Origin of the sequence: Psychrobacter sp. 2Y5, from assembly GCF_051847375.1 — a bacterium.
Classification (GTDB): Bacteria; Pseudomonadota; Gammaproteobacteria; order Pseudomonadales; family Moraxellaceae; genus Psychrobacter.
Genome location: NZ_JBPYDA010000003.1, coordinates 165,693 through 188,023, shown reverse-complemented (window position 1 = coordinate 188,023; position 22,331 = coordinate 165,693). Strand labels below are relative to the sequence as shown.

General features: G+C 45.3%; 19 protein-coding genes. 12 read left to right on the top strand and 7 right to left on the bottom strand.

The window, feature by feature from the left end:
- Positions 1–7: 7 nt before the first annotated feature.
- Both glyS and ACS8E3_RS04445 read left to right on the top strand, forming a co-directional pair.
- A complete protein-coding gene (gene glyS, locus ACS8E3_RS04450) occupies positions 8–2,101 on the top strand; it encodes a glycine--tRNA ligase subunit beta (RefSeq protein ID WP_439241653.1) in 2,094 nt (697 codons plus the stop codon).
- 170 nt (positions 2,102–2,271) lie between these two features.
- The gene (locus tag ACS8E3_RS04445; RefSeq protein ID WP_439241651.1) at positions 2,272–2,589 is read left to right on the top strand and encodes a hypothetical protein; all 318 of its coding nucleotides are present in this window, start codon (positions 2,272–2,274) and stop codon (positions 2,587–2,589) included.
- Between the two features lie 12 nt (positions 2,590–2,601).
- Here ACS8E3_RS04445 and ACS8E3_RS04440 read toward each other — a convergent pair whose 3' ends face one another.
- Both ACS8E3_RS04440 and ACS8E3_RS04435 read right to left on the bottom strand, forming a co-directional pair.
- Positions 2,602–3,207: a cell division protein ZapA gene (locus ACS8E3_RS04440; RefSeq protein ID WP_439241649.1), complete on the bottom strand. Its 606-nt coding sequence runs from the start codon at positions 3,205–3,207 to the stop codon at positions 2,602–2,604.
- A gap of 44 nt (positions 3,208–3,251) precedes the next feature.
- Positions 3,252–3,713 carry a hypothetical protein gene (locus tag ACS8E3_RS04435; RefSeq protein ID WP_439241647.1) on the bottom strand — a complete coding sequence of 154 codons (462 nt, stop codon included), beginning with the start codon at positions 3,711–3,713 and terminating at the stop codon, positions 3,252–3,254.
- Between the two features lie 191 nt (positions 3,714–3,904).
- Between ACS8E3_RS04435 and ACS8E3_RS04430 the strand changes: the two genes are divergently transcribed.
- The 4 genes from ACS8E3_RS04430 to ACS8E3_RS04415 all read left to right on the top strand — a co-directional run bounded on the left by ACS8E3_RS04430 (position 3,905) and on the right by ACS8E3_RS04415 (position 7,467).
- Positions 3,905–4,558, top strand: coding sequence for a UPF0149 family protein (locus ACS8E3_RS04430; protein WP_439241645.1), 654 nt, complete (start codon positions 3,905–3,907; stop codon positions 4,556–4,558).
- Positions 4,559–4,650: 92 nt separating this feature from the next.
- Entirely contained in the window at positions 4,651–5,133 is a 483-nt protein-coding gene (locus ACS8E3_RS04425) for a nucleoside deaminase (protein WP_439241643.1), read from the top strand.
- Positions 5,134–5,330: 197 nt separating this feature from the next.
- Positions 5,331–6,563 carry an acetylornithine deacetylase gene (gene argE, locus ACS8E3_RS04420; protein WP_439241641.1) on the top strand — a complete coding sequence of 411 codons (1,233 nt, stop codon included), beginning with the start codon at positions 5,331–5,333 and terminating at the stop codon, positions 6,561–6,563.
- Between the two features lie 163 nt (positions 6,564–6,726).
- Positions 6,727–7,467 carry a LysE family translocator gene (locus ACS8E3_RS04415; protein ID WP_439241639.1) on the top strand — a complete coding sequence of 247 codons (741 nt, stop codon included), beginning with the start codon at positions 6,727–6,729 and terminating at the stop codon, positions 7,465–7,467.
- A 146-nt stretch (positions 7,468–7,613) separates the two neighbouring features.
- Here ACS8E3_RS04415 and miaB read toward each other — a convergent pair whose 3' ends face one another.
- Positions 7,614–9,101 (bottom strand): tRNA (N6-isopentenyl adenosine(37)-C2)-methylthiotransferase MiaB, encoded by a 1,488-nt coding sequence (gene miaB / locus ACS8E3_RS04410; protein WP_439241637.1) that lies wholly within the window; start codon positions 9,099–9,101, stop codon positions 7,614–7,616.
- Between the two features lie 468 nt (positions 9,102–9,569).
- Here miaB and ACS8E3_RS04405 point away from each other — a divergent pair, with 468 nt between their 5' ends.
- The 4 genes from ACS8E3_RS04405 (at position 9,570) to ACS8E3_RS04390 (ending at position 14,922) form a co-directional block, all read left to right on the top strand.
- Positions 9,570–11,720 (top strand): lytic transglycosylase domain-containing protein, encoded by a 2,151-nt coding sequence (locus tag ACS8E3_RS04405; RefSeq protein ID WP_439241635.1) that lies wholly within the window; start codon positions 9,570–9,572, stop codon positions 11,718–11,720.
- Between the two features lie 424 nt (positions 11,721–12,144).
- Positions 12,145–12,945, top strand: coding sequence for a T2 family ribonuclease (locus tag ACS8E3_RS04400; protein ID WP_439241633.1), 801 nt, complete (start codon positions 12,145–12,147; stop codon positions 12,943–12,945).
- A gap of 516 nt (positions 12,946–13,461) precedes the next feature.
- The gene (locus tag ACS8E3_RS04395; protein WP_439241631.1) at positions 13,462–14,445 is read left to right on the top strand and encodes a malate dehydrogenase; all 984 of its coding nucleotides are present in this window, start codon (positions 13,462–13,464) and stop codon (positions 14,443–14,445) included.
- A 237-nt stretch (positions 14,446–14,682) separates the two neighbouring features.
- The gene (locus ACS8E3_RS04390; RefSeq protein WP_439241629.1) at positions 14,683–14,922 is read left to right on the top strand and encodes a DUF2789 family protein; all 240 of its coding nucleotides are present in this window, start codon (positions 14,683–14,685) and stop codon (positions 14,920–14,922) included.
- 93 nt (positions 14,923–15,015) lie between these two features.
- Here ACS8E3_RS04390 and ribF read toward each other — a convergent pair whose 3' ends face one another.
- Positions 15,016–16,056: a bifunctional riboflavin kinase/FAD synthetase gene (gene ribF, locus ACS8E3_RS04385; protein ID WP_439241627.1), complete on the bottom strand. Its 1,041-nt coding sequence runs from the start codon at positions 16,054–16,056 to the stop codon at positions 15,016–15,018.
- 146 nt (positions 16,057–16,202) lie between these two features.
- Between ribF and ACS8E3_RS04380 the strand changes: the two genes are divergently transcribed.
- Positions 16,203–16,817: a GNAT family N-acetyltransferase gene (locus ACS8E3_RS04380; RefSeq protein ID WP_439241625.1), complete on the top strand. Its 615-nt coding sequence runs from the start codon at positions 16,203–16,205 to the stop codon at positions 16,815–16,817.
- A 56-nt stretch (positions 16,818–16,873) separates the two neighbouring features.
- Here ACS8E3_RS04380 and ACS8E3_RS04375 read toward each other — a convergent pair whose 3' ends face one another.
- The 3 genes from ACS8E3_RS04375 to ampD all read right to left on the bottom strand — a co-directional run bounded on the left by ACS8E3_RS04375 (position 16,874) and on the right by ampD (position 19,896).
- On the bottom strand, positions 16,874–17,488 hold the full coding sequence (locus tag ACS8E3_RS04375) for a hypothetical protein (RefSeq protein WP_439241623.1): 615 nt from the start codon (positions 17,486–17,488) through the stop codon (positions 16,874–16,876).
- A 104-nt stretch (positions 17,489–17,592) separates the two neighbouring features.
- Positions 17,593–19,143 carry a murein biosynthesis integral membrane protein MurJ gene (murJ, locus tag ACS8E3_RS04370; protein ID WP_439241621.1) on the bottom strand — a complete coding sequence of 517 codons (1,551 nt, stop codon included), beginning with the start codon at positions 19,141–19,143 and terminating at the stop codon, positions 17,593–17,595.
- A 117-nt stretch (positions 19,144–19,260) separates the two neighbouring features.
- Entirely contained in the window at positions 19,261–19,896 is a 636-nt protein-coding gene (ampD, locus tag ACS8E3_RS04365; protein WP_439241619.1) for a 1,6-anhydro-N-acetylmuramyl-L-alanine amidase AmpD, read from the bottom strand.
- Positions 19,897–20,112: 216 nt separating this feature from the next.
- On the opposite strand from ampD, the gene ACS8E3_RS04360 reads away from it, so the two are divergent.
- Complete coding sequence (locus ACS8E3_RS04360; protein ID WP_439241617.1) at positions 20,113–22,326, top strand: Lnb N-terminal periplasmic domain-containing protein; 2,214 nt, start codon at positions 20,113–20,115, stop codon at positions 22,324–22,326.
- Positions 22,327–22,331: the final 5 nt, after the last annotated feature.

Sequence of the window (22,331 nt, the reverse complement as noted above, 5' to 3'; positions counted from 1 at the left end):
GCATCCCATGAGTACCATCTTATTTGAACTGGGGTGTGAAGAGCTGCCTCCCAAGAGCCTAAAACCGCTTCGCGATGCGCTGCAAGCTAGCGTTACTGAGCAACTAGATGAGGCTGATATTGGCTTCGATAGTATTAAAGCCTTCGCTGCACCGCGCCGTTTGGCGATTCAGATTCAAGGTATTAGCGATAAGCAGCCCGATCGCACCGAGCAAAAACGCGGCCCTGCAATAAAAGCGGCCTATGATAGCGAAGGCAATCCCACTCGTGCAGCTATGGGCTTTGCCAAAGGCTTAGGCATAGAGGCCAGCGAGCTGACGACTATCAATACTGATAAAGGCGATTACGTCGGCTATGAGCAAACCATTCACGGTCAAGCGACGACTGAGTTGTTACCTGATATTTTTCAAACGGCGCTCGATAATCTGCCGATTGCTAAACGTATGCGCTCCGGTAGCGGCCGAGAAGAGTTCGTGCGTCCGGTGCAGTGGGTGGTCTTGATGCAAGACGATCAAGTCATCGATGCGACCATTCAAGGCCATCAGACTGGCGCAAAAACCCGTGGTCATCGCTTTCATAGCCCTGACTATTATGAGCTAGATCATGCTGATAACTATGAGTCGCTGCTTGAGCGCTTAAAAGTGATCGCTGATTTTGATAAGCGCCGGATGCTGATCAACAATCAGGTTAAAACTTTAGCCGATCAAGTCAATGCCAATGCTATTGTTCCGGCAGAATTATTAGATGAAGTGACGGCGTTGGTTGATTTGCCAATTGCGCTAAGAGCGAGCTTTGAGCCCAGGTTTTTGCAAGTGCCGCAAGAAGCGCTTATCTCGACCATGCAAGCGGATCAGAAATATTTTTGTCTGACCGACAAAAATGGCAAGCTGCAACCGTACTTTATCTTTATCACTAACATCGAGTCCAAAGATCCCAATCAAATCATCGAAGGTAACGAGAAAGTCGTACGTCCGCGCTTAGCCGATGCAGAATTTTTCTTTTTGCAAGATCAAAAGCAGCCCTTATTTGCGATGACTGAGAGCCTGAAGACGCGCGTGTTCCAAGATCAGCTTGGGACGATTTGGGAGAAGTCTGAGCGTATTGCCAAGCTTGCTGGCTTTATCGCTGGGCTCATGCAAGAGCAAGGACAGAGTATTGACCTTGATGAGACGGTACGCGCAGCCATACTAGCCAAAGCCGATTTGGCAAGCTCTTTAGTCGGGGAATTTCCAGAATTGCAGGGTATCGCCGGGACTTATTATGCGCGTCTAAATGACGAGCCGGAGGCGGTCACCGCTAGTATCGAGGAGCAGTACTTACCTAAGTTTAGTGGTGACGTATTACCAAAAACGCCGATCGGTATTTGCTTAGCTTTGGCAGATCGTTTGGATACGCTAGTTGGTATTTTTGCGATCGATCAAGCGCCAACAGGCTCAAAAGATCCGTTTAGTTTACGCCGTTCGGCTATCGGTATTTTGCGGATTTTGATTGAAAAGCAGTTGCCTATTAATCTAGTGGCGCTGGTTGAGCAAGCGATTAAGAATTATAGCAGCAGCGAGGGCAGTAAGATTGCGAAGATGGGCGATACCTTCACCCAAGTGATGGCGTTCTTAAATTCGCGTTATCGCGCGATGTATACTGAAAAAGGCGTCAGCGTCGATACCATCCAAGCGGTGCAAGCTATCAATCCGCATATGCCGCTTGATTTTGATCAGCGTATCCGCGCGGTACAGACCTTTAGTGAGCTACCGCAGGCGCAAAAGCTCGCGGATTCTAATAAGCGCGTAGCTAATATCATTGCTAAGTCAGAAGGCGCAGTCGCTGATAATGTCGATGAGTCACTACTGACTGAAGCCGCTGAGAAAGACTTATACGCTAAAGTGCAGCAAGCGCAGCAGCAAATCGCGCCGCTGTTAGAGCAGGCGAATTATACTCAAGTCTTGCAAACCTTAGCCAGCTTAGATGAACCGCTAACGCAGTTTTTTGATAACGTCATGGTCAATAGTGAGGATGCCGCGCTAAAAGCTAATCGCTTAGCACTATTAAAGCAAGTCCGCGCGCTGTTTTTAACGGTTGCTGATATTAGCGAGCTACAACTCTAAAAGTCATCGTTTTACTTACTAAATCAATATAAACCAAAAACTGGCTTTATTAAGCCAGTTTTTTTGTGAATGATTCCTATGCGAAGCGCGTAACTTACCGTAAAATCTAGAGATGAAGATTTAAGACCCTAATATCCAGAGCGTTGCCCGCTACTCAAAGGAGCCTTGCCGTGTTCGCTGTTATTACCACTATTATTATCATTTGGATCTGTATGTGGCTGTTCTATAAAGTCATGTATCCGCGCCCGCCCAAAAGCATGATGCCGCAAGCAGGCGATATCACCACCCCGCGCACCTGTAACTTCTGTGGCCATAGTCTTGCTGAGTATCGCGGCGTGCTCGAAACTCAGCCTAATACCGAAGCTACGCTAGCTGCAGATGACATGACGGCTGATACGGCTACTAAAAAAAATCAACCGCTATTTTTCTGTAACTACGAACATCAGGCCGACTTTCATGCCGGTAAAGTCTATAAGGCTCACTCCTAGGCGTGCTTTGGTTTAGAGAACCGACTGCGCTTCTTGCAGGATTTTATTTAATAACTGCTCGTTTTGTTTGCTTTGCTGCTGACGCTCAGCTGCTGAGGTTTTATGAGCGTTGATTTGTTCATATAAATTCAAGCAAGACAAGACTAACAGGTTCTCTTGGTTCAGCTTAGGCGCGTCTTTTTTGATAGCAGTGGCAAAGTCATTGATAAACTTTTCAGCCGCTCTTAGCTCTTGCTCTTCATCAGCAGGACAAAAGATAGGGTAGCTGGCACCAGCGATCACGATATCTATCTTTTTGATTTCCTGTTTTTTGCTTTCCGGATTTTTATTCTCTGGTTTTTTGTTTTGCAGCTCTGTGGTTTTGTTGACGGATTCACTATTAGTCATATCATTACTTTTGCTATGGTCAGTTGTTTTAGTCAAGTTATTAGCATTAGCCGATGGGCGTGCCGCTTTGCTTTCAACTACTCGGCTTTGCGTGTTTGCGTCTTGAGGCTGAGTCGTCGGTATATTTGGGCTATTATCAGTTTTTACAGTACTATTCTTATTACTAGTGTCGCCACTTTTACTAATCGTTTCGAGCGCTGATTTTTGCGAGTCAGTACGGTTATCAGTCATAAAAAATCCTACAAAATAAAGGTTTGAAATTGACGTTAAAGCGCTTAGCTATCCATCTGATCAATACGGGTCAAGCGCTGCAGTACCACTTGAGTACGCTCAGCAGCCAGTTGGTTTTTTTGCTGTAAATCGCTATTTTGTTGCTTGATATCGTCGAGCTGCTGATGCGCTTCTTGGTTTTGCTGCTCTAAGCGCTGATTGATCTGTTCAAGCTCACTATTTTTTTGTTCTAAATCGCTCAGTTGCTGCTGTAGTTTGTCTTGCTCTTCTCCTATCATGTGATGAGCCTCGGCCAGACTTTGATAGCGTTTGTCTAGATCGCTCAGCTGCTTTTTGGCAGTATCGCGCTCATTGGTGCTACTACTGAGCTGGGTTTTTAGAGCGGACAGCTCTTTTGGATCAGGATGGGGCTGTTGTTTTAATTGACTGAGCTCGCGACTGACCAGTTGATGCTGTTTTTTTATATCTAGTATCATTTTTTCTAAATTTTTTAATTGATCATACATAGTCAGTTTTTATCCCTAATAAACGTTATGTGAATGAATTGTCTTTATGCGTTTAATAATGCCATAAGTGACCTCATAATATCTATATCAACAAAGTAATTGCCGCTGATTGTCTAAGCGGGCGTTTTTATGCAAATTTATACTTTGTAGCCATTATTTAACCTTAATTTATTTTGAATCAGGATGTATTTATGAATGATAATATCTCAGGCTGGAACACTTGGTCGGATGCGTTTGCAGATTGGACGGATGTGACTATCAGTGAGATACATGGCTTGATGACCGGCTTGATGACCGCCTGTAACGCGCCTGATGAGGCAGGTTGGGCGGCTATCTTGAGCGAGCTTAGCTTTGAAGCTCTGCCCGAAGAGGCGCTAACTTTATTGACCGAAGAAAGCGAAGACACGGTATTTCAGCTAAAAGATAAAGATGATGCTTACGCTTATACGCCTCTAGTTCCCGATGATGAACATGATTTGTACGAGCGTGTAATAGCGCTGAAACAGTGGGCAAATGGGTTTATGACCGGTTTTGGCATTACTGATTGTAGCCTCAGTTCTGAGGAAAATGAGATGCTCTCTGATTTGGCTAAGATCGGCGCGATTCGTTTGGCAGAAGATGACGAATTTGAGGGCGGTGAGGAATCCTATCTTTATATTTATGAGTTTGCACGTATGGTGCCCGTCAGCTTTGCCACGCGCAAACGTAAATCGGTAAAAGAGTTGGCGATAATTGCTGGCCTGCCGATAGATGCTAAAACCACTAAAGAGCTACAAGCTGAGGGTAAGCTGCCCAAGCCCATGCCACCGGTCATGGATGTTATGAATCAAAACAATCCTTCATAGGCAAAGTGAAGATTTGTTAATATTTTTATCGTTGATAAGATAACTGCAAGGTTTAGCGATAAATGCTGATTAATAAACACAAGGGAAATAATATGATAACGGATGAAGATAAGGTTCATTTACGACGCTGCGTTGAGCTAGCAGCTGAGGCTCTCGAAGCCGGCGATATGCCATTTGGCAGCGTATTAGTCGATGGTGATGGTAAGGTATTACGAGAAGATCGCAACCGTATTAACAGTGTCGATGCCACTTACCATCCGGAGATTGCGGTAGCGCGCTGGGCGGCAAAAAATATGACTGAAGAGGCGCGAGCCAAAGCCACCGTTTATACCTCAGGCGAACACTGTGCGATGTGCTCTGCTGCACATGGGCTAGCGGGGTTAGGCCGCATTGTATATGTCAGTTCCGCTAAGCAATTGGGCGAGTGGATGGCGGAGATGGGCGTAGACTCGCCCCTGTCGATTAATGCGTTAGCTATCTCAGAGGTTGCCCCTGATATCCCTGTCGATGGGCCAGTCGAAGGCTTAGATCAAGAGGTCAAAGAATTGCAGCGCCAGGCTCAGCAAAGAGGGTAATAGTGGCTGCTACTATAGTCAGCTGAAAATAAAATTGTCATGGCTTTATGGAACGCGCTACTGGTATAAATTTTACTTGCGTGTTGTGTTGTTGCAGCCAGAGGTTGCGCAAAATTCATTCCAGTATCGCTATGGCACTTTTAAAGTATATCAACTATATTATTTCTAAAATCGCTTTTATAAGATAAGGATATCCCATGTCTACCCAGACAGTTACTCATAGTAACGATCAAATAGATGCTACTCATTATCCTAAGCAAAGTATCGATTGGCTGACGCGCCTGATTGGCTTTGATACGGTCAGTCGCCATTCAAACTTAGCATTGATTGAAGACGTACAAAGCTACTGTGAGCAGTTGGGTTTGAATGTCAAGCTAACTTTTAATGACGAAAAAAACAAAGCCAATCTATTTGTCACTGTGCCAGCGGGTCGTAATGCTGAGCAGATAAATGGCGGCTTAGTATTGTCAGGGCATACTGATGTGGTGCCTGTTGATGGTCAAGACTGGAGCTCTGATCCGTTTAAAGCTGAGATTCGCGGTGATAAGCTCTATGGACGCGGGTCTTGTGACATGAAAGGCTTTATTGCTTGTGCGTTAACTATCCTACCCACAGCGGTACAACTATCTAATAGCGGTCAATTGCGTCGCCCGCTACATTTGGCACTATCGTTTGATGAGGAAGTCGGCTGTTTAGGAGCCCCTTTGATATTGGCCGACCTAAAAGCATGCGATATCACTCCTGATTACTGCATCGTCGGTGAGCCCACGAATATGACAATGGTCGTCGCGCATAAGGGCATTGCGGTCTATCGTTGTCGCGTCCATGGCAAATCTGCGCATTCATCCTTGACCCATAAAGGCGTCAACGCCATTAGCTATGCTAGTCGCTTGATCGGTTATGTCGATAGCTTAGCGGATGAATTCACCAGCCGTAAAGATAACGATGAGATGTTTGATGTGCCGTATTCGACCTTATCAGTCGGTACCATACAAGGCGGCACTGCGACTAACATCGTGCCGAACCTATGCGAATTTACTTTTGATTATCGTAACTTGCCGCATATGACTCAAGACGATATGTTAGCGCCTATCAAAGCTAAAATCGCTGAATTAACTGCTCAGATGCAGCAGCGCGCTCCTGAGACGGGTATTGAGCTTTTACAAGAAGAGGGTGTACCGGCAATGACCGATAATACCAGTGATGAGCTACAACAGCTCATCGCCGCGCTCACGGGCGATCATGAGCGTCACAAAGTCGCTTATGCTACCGAAGGCGGTCAATTTACCAATAGCGGTATTCCAACGATCATCTGCGGCCCGGGTAGTATCGAGCAGGCGCATAAAGCTGATGAATTTGTGGCGCTGAGCGAGATTGAGCGCTGTGATGGTTTTTTGCAGAAATTGTTAGACAGTTGTACGGTTAACTAGCTATTTAATGATAAGACAATTGTAGCTTACGTCCATAAGTTGGAAGCGTTTAGAGTATAATCATGATTAATAAAACACCGTCTTAATGGCGGTGTTTATTTTTTGGTTTATCGCTCATAAGCTGAATTTTAATAAATAAAGTTGCAAATAGTAGGGGTTGTTGATGTCTTGGCATCTATTTACGATATTCTTTGTCAGTACCTTTTTTATCTCCGCCACCCCAGGGCCTAATATGTTGTTAGCCTTTCAGTACGGGCTAAATTATGGTGTAAGGCGTACGCTGTGGACGCTGGCTGGATTAAGTCTTGGCTTATTTATCTTATTGCTCTCAACCTTGCTTGGACTGGATGTGATTAGTCGTCAACAGCCTTGGTTATTAGAAGTTATCAAAACCGTCGGGGCAATATATCTCATTTATTTAGGTGTCCTTTCATGGCGCGATACGGGTCATAGCAGCTTGATGGCAGAAGCCAGTGCAGTGAGTGAGGAAGTCGCTAAACTTGATTATTTTGAAACATCTGACAGCTCATATAACGTACAGCAACCAAAACCGCGTAGCTTATCTAGTGCAGCGGTCAAGGTCATTCCTAGCAATTCAAAGCTATTTCGTACCGGCATTTGGGTTTCGTTATCCAATCCCAAAGCGATTCTGTTTTTTGCCGCCTTCTTTCCGAAGTTTATCAATTTTAGCGCGCCGCTTTGGCCGCAGTATATAATGCTGACTTTTGGCTTGTTCTTAAGCGAAACCATTTGGCAGATTATCTATACGCTTGGTGGGAAGCAGTTGGCTGGCTGGCTCGATGTTGGCGATCGTTTGGCTTGGCTGAATCGTGCTTGCGGCGTGATATTTATGTTGATTGCCGCCGCTTTATTGGCTGAGGTGGCTAGTCATTTTATAAGTTAAATAACACTATTAGTTACTCATTAGAATACTGACTGATAGTCACTTACAAAAAAGCCGCTCGCTAATGATAGCAAGCGACTTTTCTTGTTTTACATTATTGGGTATGCCGTGCTTAGAAAGCACCCTACGACTGAAGTGCAATCAATCTAAGCTAACACTTCGATTAGCTCACCTTTAACCATATGCGGGCTGACAAAATCAGTCACTTTTACGCTGACGATTTTACCCAGTAGCTCATCCATTTTATCGACATCGTATTTGAACATCACCGTACGCGTATTGTCCGCGGTACCAATTAAGCAATCAGGATGGCGATTGGCGACTTGTTCAACTAATACGCGAGTGGTAGTGCCGACCATCTCATGCGACTTAGCTAGCGTGGAGTCGATAATGACCTTTTGGAATTCAGCCAAGCGTTCCTTTTTAGTTTTGAAGCTGACATCATCTGGCAGCTCTGCCGCTGGCGTGCCAGGACGCTTAGAGTAAATAAAGCTATAAGAGTGATCGAAGTTTAGCGCTTTGGCTAGATTAAGCGTATCTTGGAAGTCCTGATCGGTTTCCCCTGGAAAGCCTATAATAAAGTCACTTGATAGATGAATATCGGGGCGAATGGCTTTGAGCTTATTGATCTGATTAATATAAACATCGATAGTATGGTTACGCTTCATCGCAGCTAAGATAGCATTTGAGCCACTCTGAACAGGTAGGTGCAAGTGCGAGACCAGCTCAGGCAACTGCGCGTAAGCATCGATAATATCATCGGTGAATTCTAGCGGATGGCTGGTGGTATAACGAATACGCTCAACACCATCGACATGTGAGACATAGTGCAACAGTTCGGCAAAACGGCAAATGCTACCATCGTCTTTTTCACCGCGATAGCCATTGACGTTTTGGCCTAGTAGGTTTATTTCACGAATGCCTTGCTCAGCTAAACTATCAATCTCGGCGAGTACATCATCTAATGGACGCGATAACTCTTCACCGCGGGTATATGGCACCACGCAAAATGAGCAATATTTTGAGCAGCCTTCCATGATAGAGACAAAGGCCTTATAGCCTTCGACTTTTGGCTCAGGTAAGAAGTCAAATTTCTCAATACTAGGAAAAGAGATGTCGATAGTACCGATGCGGTTTTTGGGCGCGATATTACGCTGCTCATTTGATTGATCATACAGCTCTGGCAGACGGTGCAAGGTCTGCGGGCCAAAGACCATATCGACATAAGGCGCACGTTTTTGGATATTATCGCCTTCTTGTGAAGCCACGCAGCCGCCAACACCAATGACTAAGTCAGGACGTTTTTCTTTGAGTTTACGCCAACGGCCCAGCTCTGAAAATACTTTTTCTTGCGCTTTTTCGCGGATAGAGCAGGTATTCATCAGGAGCACATCAGCCTCATCGATATCATGAGTGACTTGCATACCGTGCGAATCGCCGAGCACGTCAAGCATCTTGTCAGAGTCATAGACATTCATCTGACAGCCTTGGGTAGTGACAAAGACTTTTTTGACAGGAGCGGCTGCAGAATGGGTCTCTTCAAGCGCTGTTGCTGCCTGCGCAGCAAGGGTCGTTTCAGCAGTAGAGCTCGTACCGGTAGTATCGATACGTGGGTCAAATACAGTAACACTCATAACAAGAAGTCCATGGTTAAACAGATTGGCGGGGCTAAGCGCTGAAGACTAAACGCTGCAGACCAAGCACTGAAGATAAGTCGCGTATTTTATCATAATCAGTCTGTAAAGTGAAAAGTAAGCATCAGCGAATGTCATTCATCTGCTAAATTATTTATAATAGTATCAATTGCTTATCATTCGCTCATTAATGACTTACCATTGTTTAAGCGCTCAAGGCTAAAGCAGTGGTGCTAGCTTGCAACTGTATGCTATTAATACGCGCTATCAAAAGGCGAGCAATATCATTTTGTTGTTACTGGGCACTGTCCTAATTATGGATAAATGGTAAAGCTATTGGTTGAAAGTTAAGCAAATATAGTATGATAAGTTGTCTTATCGCAGCGGTATGCACCAAATCGCTATGCACATGCCAGTATTCACCTGCTACTAACTTACCTGACACTGAAGAATATAAAGAGAATCCGTATGACAAAATTGCGCGTTGCTCATAACAGCAAAGATAAAACGACTACCGAGCACACTCTAAGTCTACAAACATTAAAGAGCGTCAAAAATAGCAAGCTGCGAGTGAGTGCATTGAGCTTAGCGACCGCTATGGGGGCGCTTGGATTATCACAAGTGGCTTGTGCTGAGCTGACTTGGGGTGATGGCGAGAGCTTTGAGCAAGAAGGCAGCTACTATTCAGGCAATAGCTATCAGCAGGGCAGTAGCGGCGTGGACTATTTTAATGCCGCCGCTCAGGCGGAAAATAGAGGCGATATCAGCGGCTTGTTCAACTATGAGCAGCTGATGAGTGGCAGCCTGTTTGCCATGTATCCGACTTATTGGCGAATGAATTTGGATCTTAATTCGCAAAGTTCAGCGGCCGTCTCGCAGTTCGTCCGCCAATACCCAGGTACCGTTATGGCCGAAAAGCTCGTCGCTGATTTTGCAGAGACCAAAGCAGGCGCTAATGATTATGCCTCAGTGCGTCAAGTGGCGAACCTGATTACCAATGCTGATAGATCTGAGCGCTGTGCGATTGCCCTTGGGTTCAATAATGGCGGCGATACTATGCGCGCCTTGGCAGAGAAGTCTGAAGTTTGGCTAACCACCAAAAAACAGCCTGCCTTGTGCGAGCAGTTGGCAATGGAGATGAATAACAACGCGCTTATTAGCAATAGTGACCGAGTCTCAAGACTGAAACGTATGCTGCGTGTCGGCAAGACAGGCGATATTATGGCGCTATCTTCACGCTTGGGGACGCCTATTCCTTATTCAGCACTGAGCGAGATTCAGCTCAATCCTTCCTCGTTTCTTAGCCGATTCACTAGAGAGCCCAACAGTCAAACCAACCAATACCTCTATCTGTACGCGATGGGTCGCCTCGCGGATAAATCCTATCGCGAAGCCGCGCTACAGTTAGACTTCGATATCAAGCAGGACAATCAGCGTAGCGCCCGTTTATTAGATGATGACACGCGTCGCTATGCTTATCGTATTATTGGCGTCAAAAGGATGAATTATAATACCGATGATGGCTTTAATAGTGAGGCAGTAGACTGGTTCCGTAACAGCCTAGACGATGATTTTAATTTTGAAGAAGCCGAAGATTATGCGATGGCTGCTATCCGCTTTAGTCGTTGGGATGATGTCGCTGAAGCCATCTCTAAGATGGATAGCGAGACCCAAAGATCAGATCAATGGCAATACTGGCTGGCGCGCGCTTACGAGCAATCGAGCGATGCTAATAAGCGTACTACCGCCAAAAGAATGTATCAGCAGCTAGCAAAAAGTAATGACTACTATGGTCTAATGGCCAAAGACAAAATCGGTCAACGCTTCGATGCCAGCCGTTTAGGCGGCAATAACTTACCTAACATTAGCAGCGCCGATCGCGCTCGTGTGATGCAAGAGCCAAACTTTGCACGTGCCTTTGCTCTTTATAACTCAGATGCCAATCGCTCGTTTGCCAACCGCGAATGGAACTGGGCGGTCAAGCAAGCTCGTGATAAGCGTGATGATAATCTGATCATTGCCGCCGCGCGGGTAGCGCATGATATGGGCTGGCTCGATCGCGCGATTTATGCGGTGGATAATACCGATAGAGTGGACAGCTTAGCGCTATCGCATCCGATGCCGCACCAGAGCGCAGTGGTACGTTATAGCCGCGAGGCGGGCATTGATCCGGCATGGGCTTATGGCATTATGCGTCAAGAGAGCCGCTTTGTGACCTCGGCACGCTCGAACGTTGGCGCTAGTGGCCTGATGCAAGTCATGCCTGATACGGCTAAGTACATCGCACGCAATCTAGGCGAGAGCTATAGTGCCAGCCGCGCCAATAGCGGCGATACTAATATTCGTTATGGTACTTGGTATATGGGTGATATCTTGGGTAAGCTCAATTATCAGCCTGTCCTTGCAACCGCTGGTTATAATGCCGGCCCTAACAATGCCAAACGCTGGCAGCCGGTCTATGGCTCGCTCGCTGCCGATCAATATGTGGAGTCTATTGCTTATCCTGAAACTCGCAATTACGTCAAGCACGTGATGGAAAATGCGACTATTTATGGTAGTTTGTTAGGCCGTTCGCAAGCGATTACTGACCGTATGGGAGTAGTACCAGCTGCTTTTTAGCAGGTTCATTGCTTAAGAATAGCGTTTGATGTGATTAGTAGCGCAGTTTTATAGCAAAAGCCATCAACATAATAATGTTGATGGCTTTTTTATAACCCTCTTAAAAGACAAAGGTGTAGATGAGACTTTCACTAGTCGCTACATTGTTTTCTATATCATTGACTAGAAGTTTGTTATGCTAACTTACGTTTTTGCTATAGATTAAACAAAGTGTTTTGTTAGTATTAGACTAATCTGTCTAAATGTTATAGATTGCTAGCCTTTTATTTAGTTAGCGTCCAAAATTGGAATAATAAATACTTGTTTTTTAATGCTTGCTCCTACTGTTTGATAACTGTTGAATATCCTTTTGACTATGATAAATAAATATTTAAATTTTACAAAGTATCAAGCAAACGGCCGTCAATCGTCTGTTTGGTTCCGAATGTCTGCTACCTCAGCTGAGCCACAGTCCATAAAGCTAATAAAACTTACAAAATCCTCACAACACCCTAAGCTAAACCCTTCTTTACGGCATAAGCAGGCTTTACAACAGTCATCTACTATTCCTTTTAGTAATCGACAAGACCTGCAAAAACTGTCAGAGGTTTATTTATCTAAAGTTGCAAAGCTAGCAGGGCTAATACTATTACCTAGCGTCTTTATAGCGCCTGCACAAGCGGCAAGCGCAGTCAAAAATGGTCAGCGTGTACTTATGGTTGAGATGACCCCTGCGCTATGTAGTCTACAGCCCACGCGTGCGCGTATGCGTCAATGTTTAGAAGGCTATTCTTTTACTATATCCGGCCTAGATTTAGGCTATGGTGAGCGCTGCGGCCGTGGTAGTGAGCCGCGTCTGACCCCGCTGCAGCTTAAAGTCGTCAACCGTATTATGCCGGATACGACGGTGCGCAGCCAAGTGTGGCATCGCTATGGTACTTGTAGCCCACTAAGCGCTAATAGTTATTTTCGTCAAATTATCAACTATGCTGGAGACCTAAAGCTACCCAGCGAGCTGACAACGGGTAACAGCTATACAGTGTCGAAATCGAGCTTTCTCAAGCAGATGACGAGCCTCAATCGGGGTATGAGTTCGTCTGACATCGATCTGATATGCCAAGCGGGTAGTCGCCGCCAATCCATTTTGACCGATATTAATATCTGCTATGAAGGCAATAATTTTGCCAGTTGTAGCAATGTTGTCGATAGTTGCGGCAAAAAGTTCATCATCTCCGGCGGTCAATAATAAATCGCGTAAACAAGCAGATAAAAAAGTCCGCTAAGTGTGCCCGATAAATATAAAAAGACTAATGTAATGGACAGCAAGATTATCATTAAAAAGTTCTTAGCTATAAGGTTAAAAGCTTTTTCTAATATTGTTTTATAGCGTGTTTTGAATGAGTGGTTAACTTCTTTTTTAGAGTTTTTATCCTGACTCATTTTGTACTCTATTCATTTTAAATTGATTTTTAGGGGGCACAGAGAGTTATCGTTTATTTATTCACTGCTATCAATATTCACTCTAGTTGATAATACTACAGTAGAATTAGCATAAAATGTAACAATATAGCCCGCAAAACTTCAGCTTGCCTGCTATTGTTCCTAGACGGTTCCCTAAACTAGGTGCTACACTAGCTCTCGTTTTATGCGCCTTTTGCATAAAAGCCGTGTTTAATTCGAACCATTATGACTGAAAAAGCGACTACTTAATAAAGATATTGTCGAACAAGATACTGTCTAATAATCAATTGGAGAATACTCTATGAAACAGCCTGTACGTATTGCCGTCACTGGCGCTGCTGGTAATATCAGCTATGCTATGCTATTCCGTATTGCTTCTGGTGAGATGCTAGGTAAAGATCAGCCCGTTATTTTGAATTTACTTGAAATCACTCCAGCACTTGACGCCCTAAAGGGTGTGGTTATGGAGCTACAAGACTGTGCTTTTCCGTTATTAGTAGATATCGTGCAAACTGATGATGCCAAAGTTGCTTTTAAAGATGTGAGTTATGCATTATTAGTAGGTTCGCGTCCACGTGGCCCAGGCATGGAGCGTAAAGACCTATTAGAAGCTAACGCTGCTATTTTCTCAGCCCAAGGTAAAGCGTTAAATGACGTCGCTAACCGTGATGTCAAAGTTTTAGTCGTTGGTAACCCTGCCAATACTAATGCCGTTATCGCTCAGCGTAATGCACCAGATCTAGATCCACGTAACTTCACAGCGATGACTCGCTTAGATCACAACCGCGCTATTGCACAGTTGGCTGAACAGACTGACAGCACTGTTAATGATGTGAAGAAGATGATCATCTGGGGCAACCATTCCTCGACTCAGTATCCAGATCTAACTGCTTGTACCGTCAACGGTAAGCCTGCTTTAGATTTAGTCGAGCGCGACTGGTATGAAAATACTTATATTCCAGAAGTACAAAAACGCGGCGCGGCAATTATTAAAGCGCGCGGTGCTTCTTCAGCTGCTTCAGCTGCTAATGCCGCGATTGACCATATCCGTACATGGGTAATGGGCACGGATGGCGACGATTGGGTCTCTATGGCGGTCTACTCTAACGGCGAATACGGCATTGCAAAAGGTTTGATCTACTCGTTCCCTTGCACTTGCAGTAATGGCGACTGGTCTATCGTTGAAAATGTTGATGTCTCGTCAGACTTTTCAAAAGAGAAAATGGCCGCCACTGAGCAAGAGCTTAGTGAAGAGCGTGACGCGGTATCTCACTTGCTGCCATAAGCGCTATTGGTGTAAGTTCTGATTAAAAATACAAAAGCCTTGCTTATCGAGCAGGGCTTTTTTATGCTTGATTCGTTAACACAACTGGTAAGCTTAGATAAACATTGACTAACAGCTTTTATAAGTGGGCTTGCTACAATGAAGACGTTCGCTAAAAAGTACTAAAATAGCACTACAAAGAAGTCATATAATAAAATAACCCTGTTAAAGCTCGTATTAACATTAAGGAGAAGTACTATGTTAGGTGAAGTCGATTACAATATGAATGAATTATTCGCTCAGTTAGGGCTAGAGAATTCAGATGAGGCCATTGATAAATTCATTGCGGATAATCAGTTAGGAAAGGATGAAGAGCTAAAAAAAGCAGATGTTTGGACGGATAGTCAGCGTATGTTTTTGGAAGAAGAATGGAAAAAAGATGCCGCTTGGGTAGAGGTTATTGATGATTTAAATGTCCGCATGCATCCTGATGCTTAGTAGTTAGAACTTAATAAGTCATCCATCGAAAAAGCCACTTTAACGATTGTTAAAGTGGCTTTTTAGTTGACAGTTGAAACTCGATAATCTTTCTTAGCCTAGCTGCTGCTCTCGCCAAGCTAGCAAATCAGTTACGTCTTGGTGAATACCTTTTTTTAGAGCCTCTAAACCTTCATAGTTACGCTCGCCGTGCAAGTAGTGCAAAAAGCGTACTTGCAAGGTCTTATCGTATAGATCAGCTTTAAAGTTTGGGAAATGGACCTCTAAGCGCCACTCTTGCTCTTTGGTCACTGAAGGTCGTGTACCAATATTTGCGGTACCAAATAGACTATGCTCTCGTAGTCCTGCTACGCCCGTTTGCCCTTCTTCTGCAAGAGCGCTCAGACCATCCACTACAACATGACCTTGTTCATCGAGGCGGACCACATCGACTGCAAAGATACCATGTAAAGCAGGCTTTATTCGAGCAAGCTCAATATTGGCAGTTGGAAAATCCATAGTCCGGCCGATTTTATCACCGCCAACCACCTGCCCCATAATCGTATAGTCGCGGCCTAACAAGCAATTGGCTGCATCAAGCTCACCGGTTAATAGTAAGTCGCGTACGCGGGTTGAGCTGATGCGATCATCTTGCTGCTCTTCATCAGTGACAGTTTGAAGATCGGTCACTTTCAAGCCATAATTCTGCAAAAACTGACTGTCGCCGGTGCGATCGTGACCAAAGCGGAAATCATCGCCTAAAACTAGCGCTTGTACGTTTAGGCGCAGTGCTAACAGATCGGCGAAAGCAGTGGCTGACAGCGCTCGAAAATCACTATCGAAGCCGGCTACAATTAATGTATCTACTCCAAACTCCGCTAGCAGTGCTTGCTTTTCTGCTAAAGTCGTCAGGCGAGCAGGAGCTTTTTTCGGGGCAAAAAACTCTCGCGGCTGCGGCTCAAAGATCATCACCGCTGCGCTAAGCTTTTGCTCATCAGCCAGTGTACGCACTTTTGCGAGCATCGCTTGATGGCCCAAGTGCACCCCGTCAAAATTGCCAATAGTCAGTACACAAGGCGCTAAGTCATTAGCGTTAGTCTCTTTATTAACAATATAAGGCGGCGCGATCAGTTGTTCTAAATAATAGGTATTCATAATTTACAGCTATGATAGGAGCGGTTAAATAAAAGACACACATAATGAATCTACGAGCATAAAGGGCTTCAAGGATTGCCATTATAAAGTAAAATAGTCGAACTCACACTGCAAACTATAGACCACGAACTATCTCAAGGAGAGCTATGTTACAGAATGCCATCAGTCATCATGCGCAGACGACCGCGGCCTTATTAAACCCAGTCCCATTAGATGATAAATTTGTTGTGCAACGTGCAAGTATCGATGATCTAACGGCAATATTGGATATCTATAATCAAAGTATCGCCGGTAAGCAAGCGACTGCTCAATTAGCACCCGTCACTAGCGCTGAGCGCACCAGTTGGTTCGATGAGCACCTAAATAATTCAAAACGGCCCATTTATGTGGTAACCACGAGATCAGCGATATCAGTTGACTCGCCAGCTGTTATCGTCGCTTGGGGCAGTTTTAGCGATTTATACGCGCGTACGGCCTACCATATCAGTAGTGAGGTCAGTATTTATTTGCATCGTGATTATCACGGACAAGGCTTAGGTCGCCTGTTAATCCAATGGATGCTGAGTCAAGCGCCAAGTCTGGGTATCCACAATATCGTGGCGCTTATCTTCGCTCATAACACCCCAAGCTTAAAGTTGTTTCGCAAGCTTGGCTTTGAGCAATGGGGCTATATGCCGCAAGTTTGTGATATGCAAGGTTTTATCGCCGACGTAGTAATGCTTGGCATAACGAACCAAACTACCAGATCTCCAAACCTTTAAAGGTTTATCGGTAAGCTAGTATCAGTATATATAGTTTTGACTTATCTGTTAGTTCTCTAGCCCAAAATCTTCCACTGACCATTGACTTTGCGTAGCTGATAAGTCAAAGGAGCCGGCTCGCTTTGACCTTTGAGTCGCAGCTCTCCTGTGATAGTCGCTTTCGTTTTATCGACACTATATTGAGTATTGGTTATCGTCACGCTCTCGACCGTTTGCTGAAACGCGCTTTGAGTGTTGGCAAGCTCTTGCTCAAAGTTTGCCATATCGACTTGATAGTAGCCGACCGCATCTTCGACATCGCCATAATATAGCGTGTTAAGCGCTTGCTTGACCGTATCTTCTGGAGTATTTGGCTCAGTAGGGTTCGTGACTAAGCTTGGCTGATCAGGGGGAGTGGTCACCGGATTAATGGTGCTACTAGGCATGCTAGTCTCGTCCGCTACTTGGTCAGCGCTAACTTGCTCGCTATCATCGGCAATCACACCGTCAGTATTAGCTGCTACGGCTTCTTCCACCGGACCATTGGTATTGGCAACGACTGTCTGTTCGCTGTTATCTGCAGTTGCTTCCACATCGGTGTTGTCATTATTACTACAGCCAGTAAGCAATAAACTGGCTGTCAATAAACCAGTCGCCAATAATAGTGGCTTTGATACTAGAGTGGTTGTCATGGTAGACCTCAACATTGGTGAATATAGGACTTTGGTAAATGAATCATTATGACGATTCTGCCTAGTATTGACAATCGGTACTTATATCGCTGCTGCGCCTCAAGTTAGCCATGCTTGAGCTGACGCGGACGAAACCCTGTCACTAATAGTACAACGCCATAGACTGCTGCCCCAATCGCGCACATAATCAACAAAGCCACAATGCGTCGCCACTGCGCAGAATCGGTTGGGAAATAGGGCAGCATCACGTAGAGCGCTGCCACCATAGCGCCAGTAGCGATGATAAACTGCGCAAACAGTTTTTTCCAATGACTATCAAAACGGAAAATACCGCGCTTATGTAAGAAGTAGTACAGCAAGCCGGCGTTGACGAAAGCGGCTCCCGTCGTTGCTAGGGCTAGGCCGCCGTGCAGAGGGATCTCAAGGAAGTAAAAAATACCAATAAACAGCACGCTAAATATCATATTGGCAAAGACCGAGACAATACCAATCTTGACCGGGGTTTTGACATCTTGGCGTGCAAAAAAGGCAGGCGCAAATATTTTGATCAGCATAAACCCTAAGATGCCGCCGGCCATACTTCGTAGCGCCAGACCGCTCATTTCAGCATCGCGCAGCAAGAACTCACCGCGTAAAAATAGTGCTTGCATCATCACATCAGAGAGGATAAATAGCGCGGCGGCCGCTGGTAAGCCCACTACAATAATGAGACGCGCCGCCCAGTCTATGGTTTTTTTGAAAGTGACATCGTCTTTTTTGGCCTCGCTGGCGGAGAGACTGGGCAAAATCACCGTACCAATCGCCACCCCAATCAGTCCTAATGGCAGCTCGCTCATACGTTCAGCAGCGTACAACCAAGAGACGGAGCCGCCGATCATTAACGAAGCAAAAATGGTATTGAGCAATAAGTTAATCTGGGTAACCGATACCCCAAAGATAGCGGGTAGCATCAGCTTTAAAATACGCTTAACACCTTCATGCTGAAAATCAACTTTAGGCGCGACCAGCAGCTTTTGTTGCCATAGCTGCGGCAGCTGAATCAAAAACTGCAACAGTCCAGCGATAGCTACTGCATAACCTAATGCCATAATCGGCGTATCAAACATGGGCGCAAATATTAGTGCCGCGCCAATCATACAGAGATTCAATAATACAGGCGCAAAGGCGGGAGCGGCGAAGCGTCCATAACTTTGGAGAATACCACTAGCAAAAGCGGTCATCGAGATAAACAGCAAATAAGGAAAGGTCAGACGGAGTAAGTCCGCAGTAACCGCAAACTTATCGGGCTGATCGGCAAATCCTGGCGCGAATAAGGTCACCACCCAAGGCGCTAATAAAATGACCACTACCGTCAGCATCGACAAGATCAGTAGTAAAGCGCCAGAAGTACGACTGACCAACAGTTGTACTTGTTGCAGGTTATACTTCTCTTTATATTCAGATAGTACGGGGACAAAAGCTTGGCTAAAAGCGCCCTCAGCAAATAGACGCCGCAGAAAATTTGGGATTTTAAATGCGACCAAAAACGCATCCATCAAGCCGCCAGCACCAAACACACCTAGCAGCACGATGTCACGTACTAAACCCAAAACACGTGATAGCATAGTCATACTGCTGACGACCATCGTGGAGCGGAACAAGCGACTTTTTGCCATGAGAACCTATTTGCTAGTTTGCTGATGAAGGTAAGGTTAAAAATTGACGGATTATAGCATTTTCAGACGCTTGATAAAGGGATTGACTGTGAAATCTAGTCTATTATTAAAGGGTTATTACTTATCGATTTTTTTGGCTACCATCGAGCGTAGTCGTGCCCAGTCAAAATAGTCACCCGGATCGGTTTTACGGCCTGGGGCAATATCGCTATGACCGGTCAGATGCCGGCGGGTCTTCGGATAAGCCTTATACAGTGCCACAATAACTTCACTTAACATCTGGTACTGAGTATCGGTAAAAGCGCTAAAGTCTGAGCCTTCAAGCTCAATGCCGATGCTATAGTCGTTACACTCAGGACGCCCCAAGTAGCTCGACCTACCAGCGTGCCAAGCGCGCTTCTCGAAATTAACGAACTGGGTGATAGCTCCATCGCGCTCTATAAATAGATGCGCCGATACTTCAGCGCCTTTGATGGTTTGAAAATAAGGATGGGCGTCCCAGTCCAGCTGATTGGTAAATAGCGCTTTGACATAGTGGAGACCGCTGATATCCGTCTGACCAAACGCATCGGGCGGCAAGCTAATATTGTGGATAACAATCGTATCAATATAAGCTGTATCTATATCTGCATTGGTATCTGAGTGGCTATCGTTACTATTAAGCTTATCGGGACGCTTATTTTGATTAGGGGAGTATAGCCAAGTGGCAGAAGATAATTGACCGCTGGAGATAGTCATCGGCGTGGTGGACATAGTAGTCTCTGCTATAATAAGAATAGGGTATAAAAATTATTGATAAAGTCAGCGCTTAAAGCCAGTTGATTATAAAAAATTATGCTTAATAGTCAATTTAAGATGACATATCATACACGCTAGCCAAACCAAAGATAAGCGAGTGCTTATTATTAGTCATCATTTATCACGGGCTAGTACAAAAAGCTAATGCAGCATAATACGAGAGACTATTTCATGTCTATAAATCCTAACCTCAAGGCTGTGGCTGAGAGTTCAAAATATCTTACCAAGCCCGCCCGCCTGCCACTAGCCGTTGTTGGGTTGTTATTGAGCGCGCAAGTCTCTGCTTTTTTGCCGACGCCATCGTCAGTGGTCGAGGATGAGCCACTATTAGCTAATGCGGCGATTAAGGATAAAATAATTGCTGCGGATGCAATAGCGCCTACACCTATATCAAGCGAATCTTTAGTAGTGGCGTCCGCTCGCAATCCTAGCGCTACTCTTAGCTTGGCAACTAAAGCGAGCAGTGCTACTACCCTAATTGCCGATGCGCAAAATAATAGCGCAAATCTAGCAGCAGAGCAGCTATTAGCAACTTGGCGTCAGCAAGCAGCGAGGCAAAACCTTGCTCAGCATAAAACTTGGCGCCGATTGTTATATTTTTTAGACGATAAAAAAGGACTGTTTGGTAAGGCTAAAAACCAAAGCACTATTGATGATCCCTCGTTTTTTTTAACGTCAAATGGCCACAAGGACTCAGCTGCTGAGCTCGATGCTACGCTTGCCGCCTTAGCGAAGCAAATCACGACACCAAACCAAGCCGCCGCTGCGACCAATGATTCGGTTATATGCCGTTTTCCTGCGCGAGTAAACTGGCTAGCTGAGCAGCTAGATATCGATAAGTTGTCTCTACAAGCCGACTGCCCAGAGCTAAAAGAGTGGATGGCTATGCTAGCGCCTGAGCAGTTATCTATTATGTTCGCCGAAGAGTATTTAGATAATCCCATCTCAGCCTTTGCTCATACGCTACTGCGTATCGACTCCAAAGCTAGCGCCGCTGACTTTACCAAAATCAATCACGCTTATGCACTCAATGACACTGTCGATGGTGATCCTGATGATCCCTTTGTGCTTTACGCTATCAAGTCGGTCAGTGGCGCTTATGATAATCGGATTGAGATTGACCCATATCCAGAGAAGCTAGCGAAGTATCTCAAAGACGATGAGCGCGATACTTGGACTTATCGGTTGGATTTGACGCCAGCGGAAGTACAGCAGATCATCGCGCACGTTTGGGAAACTAAGAATTTAGAGATTCCTTATTACTTTACCACTGACAACTGTGCTTCTGAGATTTTACGCCTGATTGATGTTGTGCATCCGCAGCAAAGTCTGTTAAGTCAGCTGCCTTATGTGGTCGTGCCTGCTGATGTGGTCAATCTTTTAAATGATGAAAACTTACTAGCCAGTAGTCGTTACACTCCAGCAGATAGCAGCGTTAGGCAAGCACAGCTTAATCAGGCGCAATTATCGGCCAAACTTGGCTACACGACTCTCAGCAAAGATGAGCTCAATAATATTAAATCAGAAACGGTCAATTCAGCCTCCAGTATGTCAGCCGATGAGCAAACGCTGCCAATCTTGCCGATTGCTACGGCAGATAATAATCCGCTGGATCGTCATCGGCTGCAGCGCGCTCATATTGGCGTTGGTCAACGCGGTGATAATAATTATATTGAACTTGGCGTGCGCGCAGGCTTTCACGATACCCTTGATCGGCCTAGCGGCTATCCGCAGTTTTTTGATTTAGAGGGGCTCAAAGCCTCGCTACGGGTTTATGATACTGAAGATGATGATGCCAATAATGATCGGGTTGAATTGCAGAATTTGACTTTGTTTCGGGGTCGCTCGTTTAACCCGGACAATGCCGCTAAGAAAGGTCAGACTTGGGGCGCTAGCATAGAGGCGACCCAAATCAACGACGGCTCTCAGCAAGACGGAGCGGCACATTTAGTCGGTAGCGCTACTTTTGAGTATGGCAAATCCTGGGTATTTGGACAGCCGCCTGCTATGACTGTGGACGCTGACGCTAGTAAGCTGACAGGTGAAATGCCACAGCAGTTATGCTACACCTTAGCGACAGGGATGCTACAAGGCGGCCGCGGTATCAATAAGGGTTTTCGTATTGGTGCTGGTATCAATGCCGGTTGCCGCTACCAGCTTAACAATCGGTTACGCCTGCAAGCCCAATTGCAGCTGCCATATTGGTATCATGGCGACAGTAGTCTGTCTGAGGTACAAGCCAATTACTGGCAACCGATTAGCACTATCGGCGTGCAGTACGATATCGATAAAAACCAAGCGTTACGCATGAACGCCAGTTACGATTGGCAAGATCGCGTTGAAGATAATGAGGATATTCAGCTATCCTATATGCGCTATTTTTAACCACT

Coding starts and splice junctions, on each gene's coding strand:
- glyS (WP_439241653.1), top strand. CDS start 8: ATGAGTACCATCTTATTTGAACTGGGGTGTGAAGAGCTGCCTCCCAAG.
- ACS8E3_RS04440 (WP_439241649.1), bottom strand. CDS start 3,207: ATGACTGATAACCGTACTGACTCGCAAAAATCAGCGCTCGAAACGATT.
- ACS8E3_RS04435 (WP_439241647.1), bottom strand. CDS start 3,713: ATGTATGATCAATTAAAAAATTTAGAAAAAATGATACTAGATATAAAA.
- ACS8E3_RS04430 (WP_439241645.1), top strand. CDS start 3,905: ATGAATGATAATATCTCAGGCTGGAACACTTGGTCGGATGCGTTTGCA.
- ACS8E3_RS04425 (WP_439241643.1), top strand. CDS start 4,651: ATGATAACGGATGAAGATAAGGTTCATTTACGACGCTGCGTTGAGCTA.
- argE (WP_439241641.1), top strand. CDS start 5,331: ATGTCTACCCAGACAGTTACTCATAGTAACGATCAAATAGATGCTACT.
- ACS8E3_RS04415 (WP_439241639.1), top strand. CDS start 6,727: ATGTCTTGGCATCTATTTACGATATTCTTTGTCAGTACCTTTTTTATC.
- miaB (WP_439241637.1), bottom strand. CDS start 9,101: ATGAGTGTTACTGTATTTGACCCACGTATCGATACTACCGGTACGAGC.
- ACS8E3_RS04405 (WP_439241635.1), top strand. CDS start 9,570: ATGACAAAATTGCGCGTTGCTCATAACAGCAAAGATAAAACGACTACC.
- ACS8E3_RS04400 (WP_439241633.1), top strand. CDS start 12,145: ATGTCTGCTACCTCAGCTGAGCCACAGTCCATAAAGCTAATAAAACTT.
- ACS8E3_RS04395 (WP_439241631.1), top strand. CDS start 13,462: ATGAAACAGCCTGTACGTATTGCCGTCACTGGCGCTGCTGGTAATATC.
- ACS8E3_RS04390 (WP_439241629.1), top strand. CDS start 14,683: ATGTTAGGTGAAGTCGATTACAATATGAATGAATTATTCGCTCAGTTA.
- ribF (WP_439241627.1), bottom strand. CDS start 16,056: ATGAATACCTATTATTTAGAACAACTGATCGCGCCGCCTTATATTGTT.
- ACS8E3_RS04380 (WP_439241625.1), top strand. CDS start 16,203: ATGTTACAGAATGCCATCAGTCATCATGCGCAGACGACCGCGGCCTTA.
- ACS8E3_RS04375 (WP_439241623.1), bottom strand. CDS start 17,488: ATGACAACCACTCTAGTATCAAAGCCACTATTATTGGCGACTGGTTTA.
- murJ (WP_439241621.1), bottom strand. CDS start 19,143: ATGGCAAAAAGTCGCTTGTTCCGCTCCACGATGGTCGTCAGCAGTATG.
- ampD (WP_439241619.1), bottom strand. CDS start 19,896: ATGTCCACCACGCCGATGACTATCTCCAGCGGTCAATTATCTTCTGCC.
- ACS8E3_RS04360 (WP_439241617.1), top strand. CDS start 20,113: ATGTCTATAAATCCTAACCTCAAGGCTGTGGCTGAGAGTTCAAAATAT.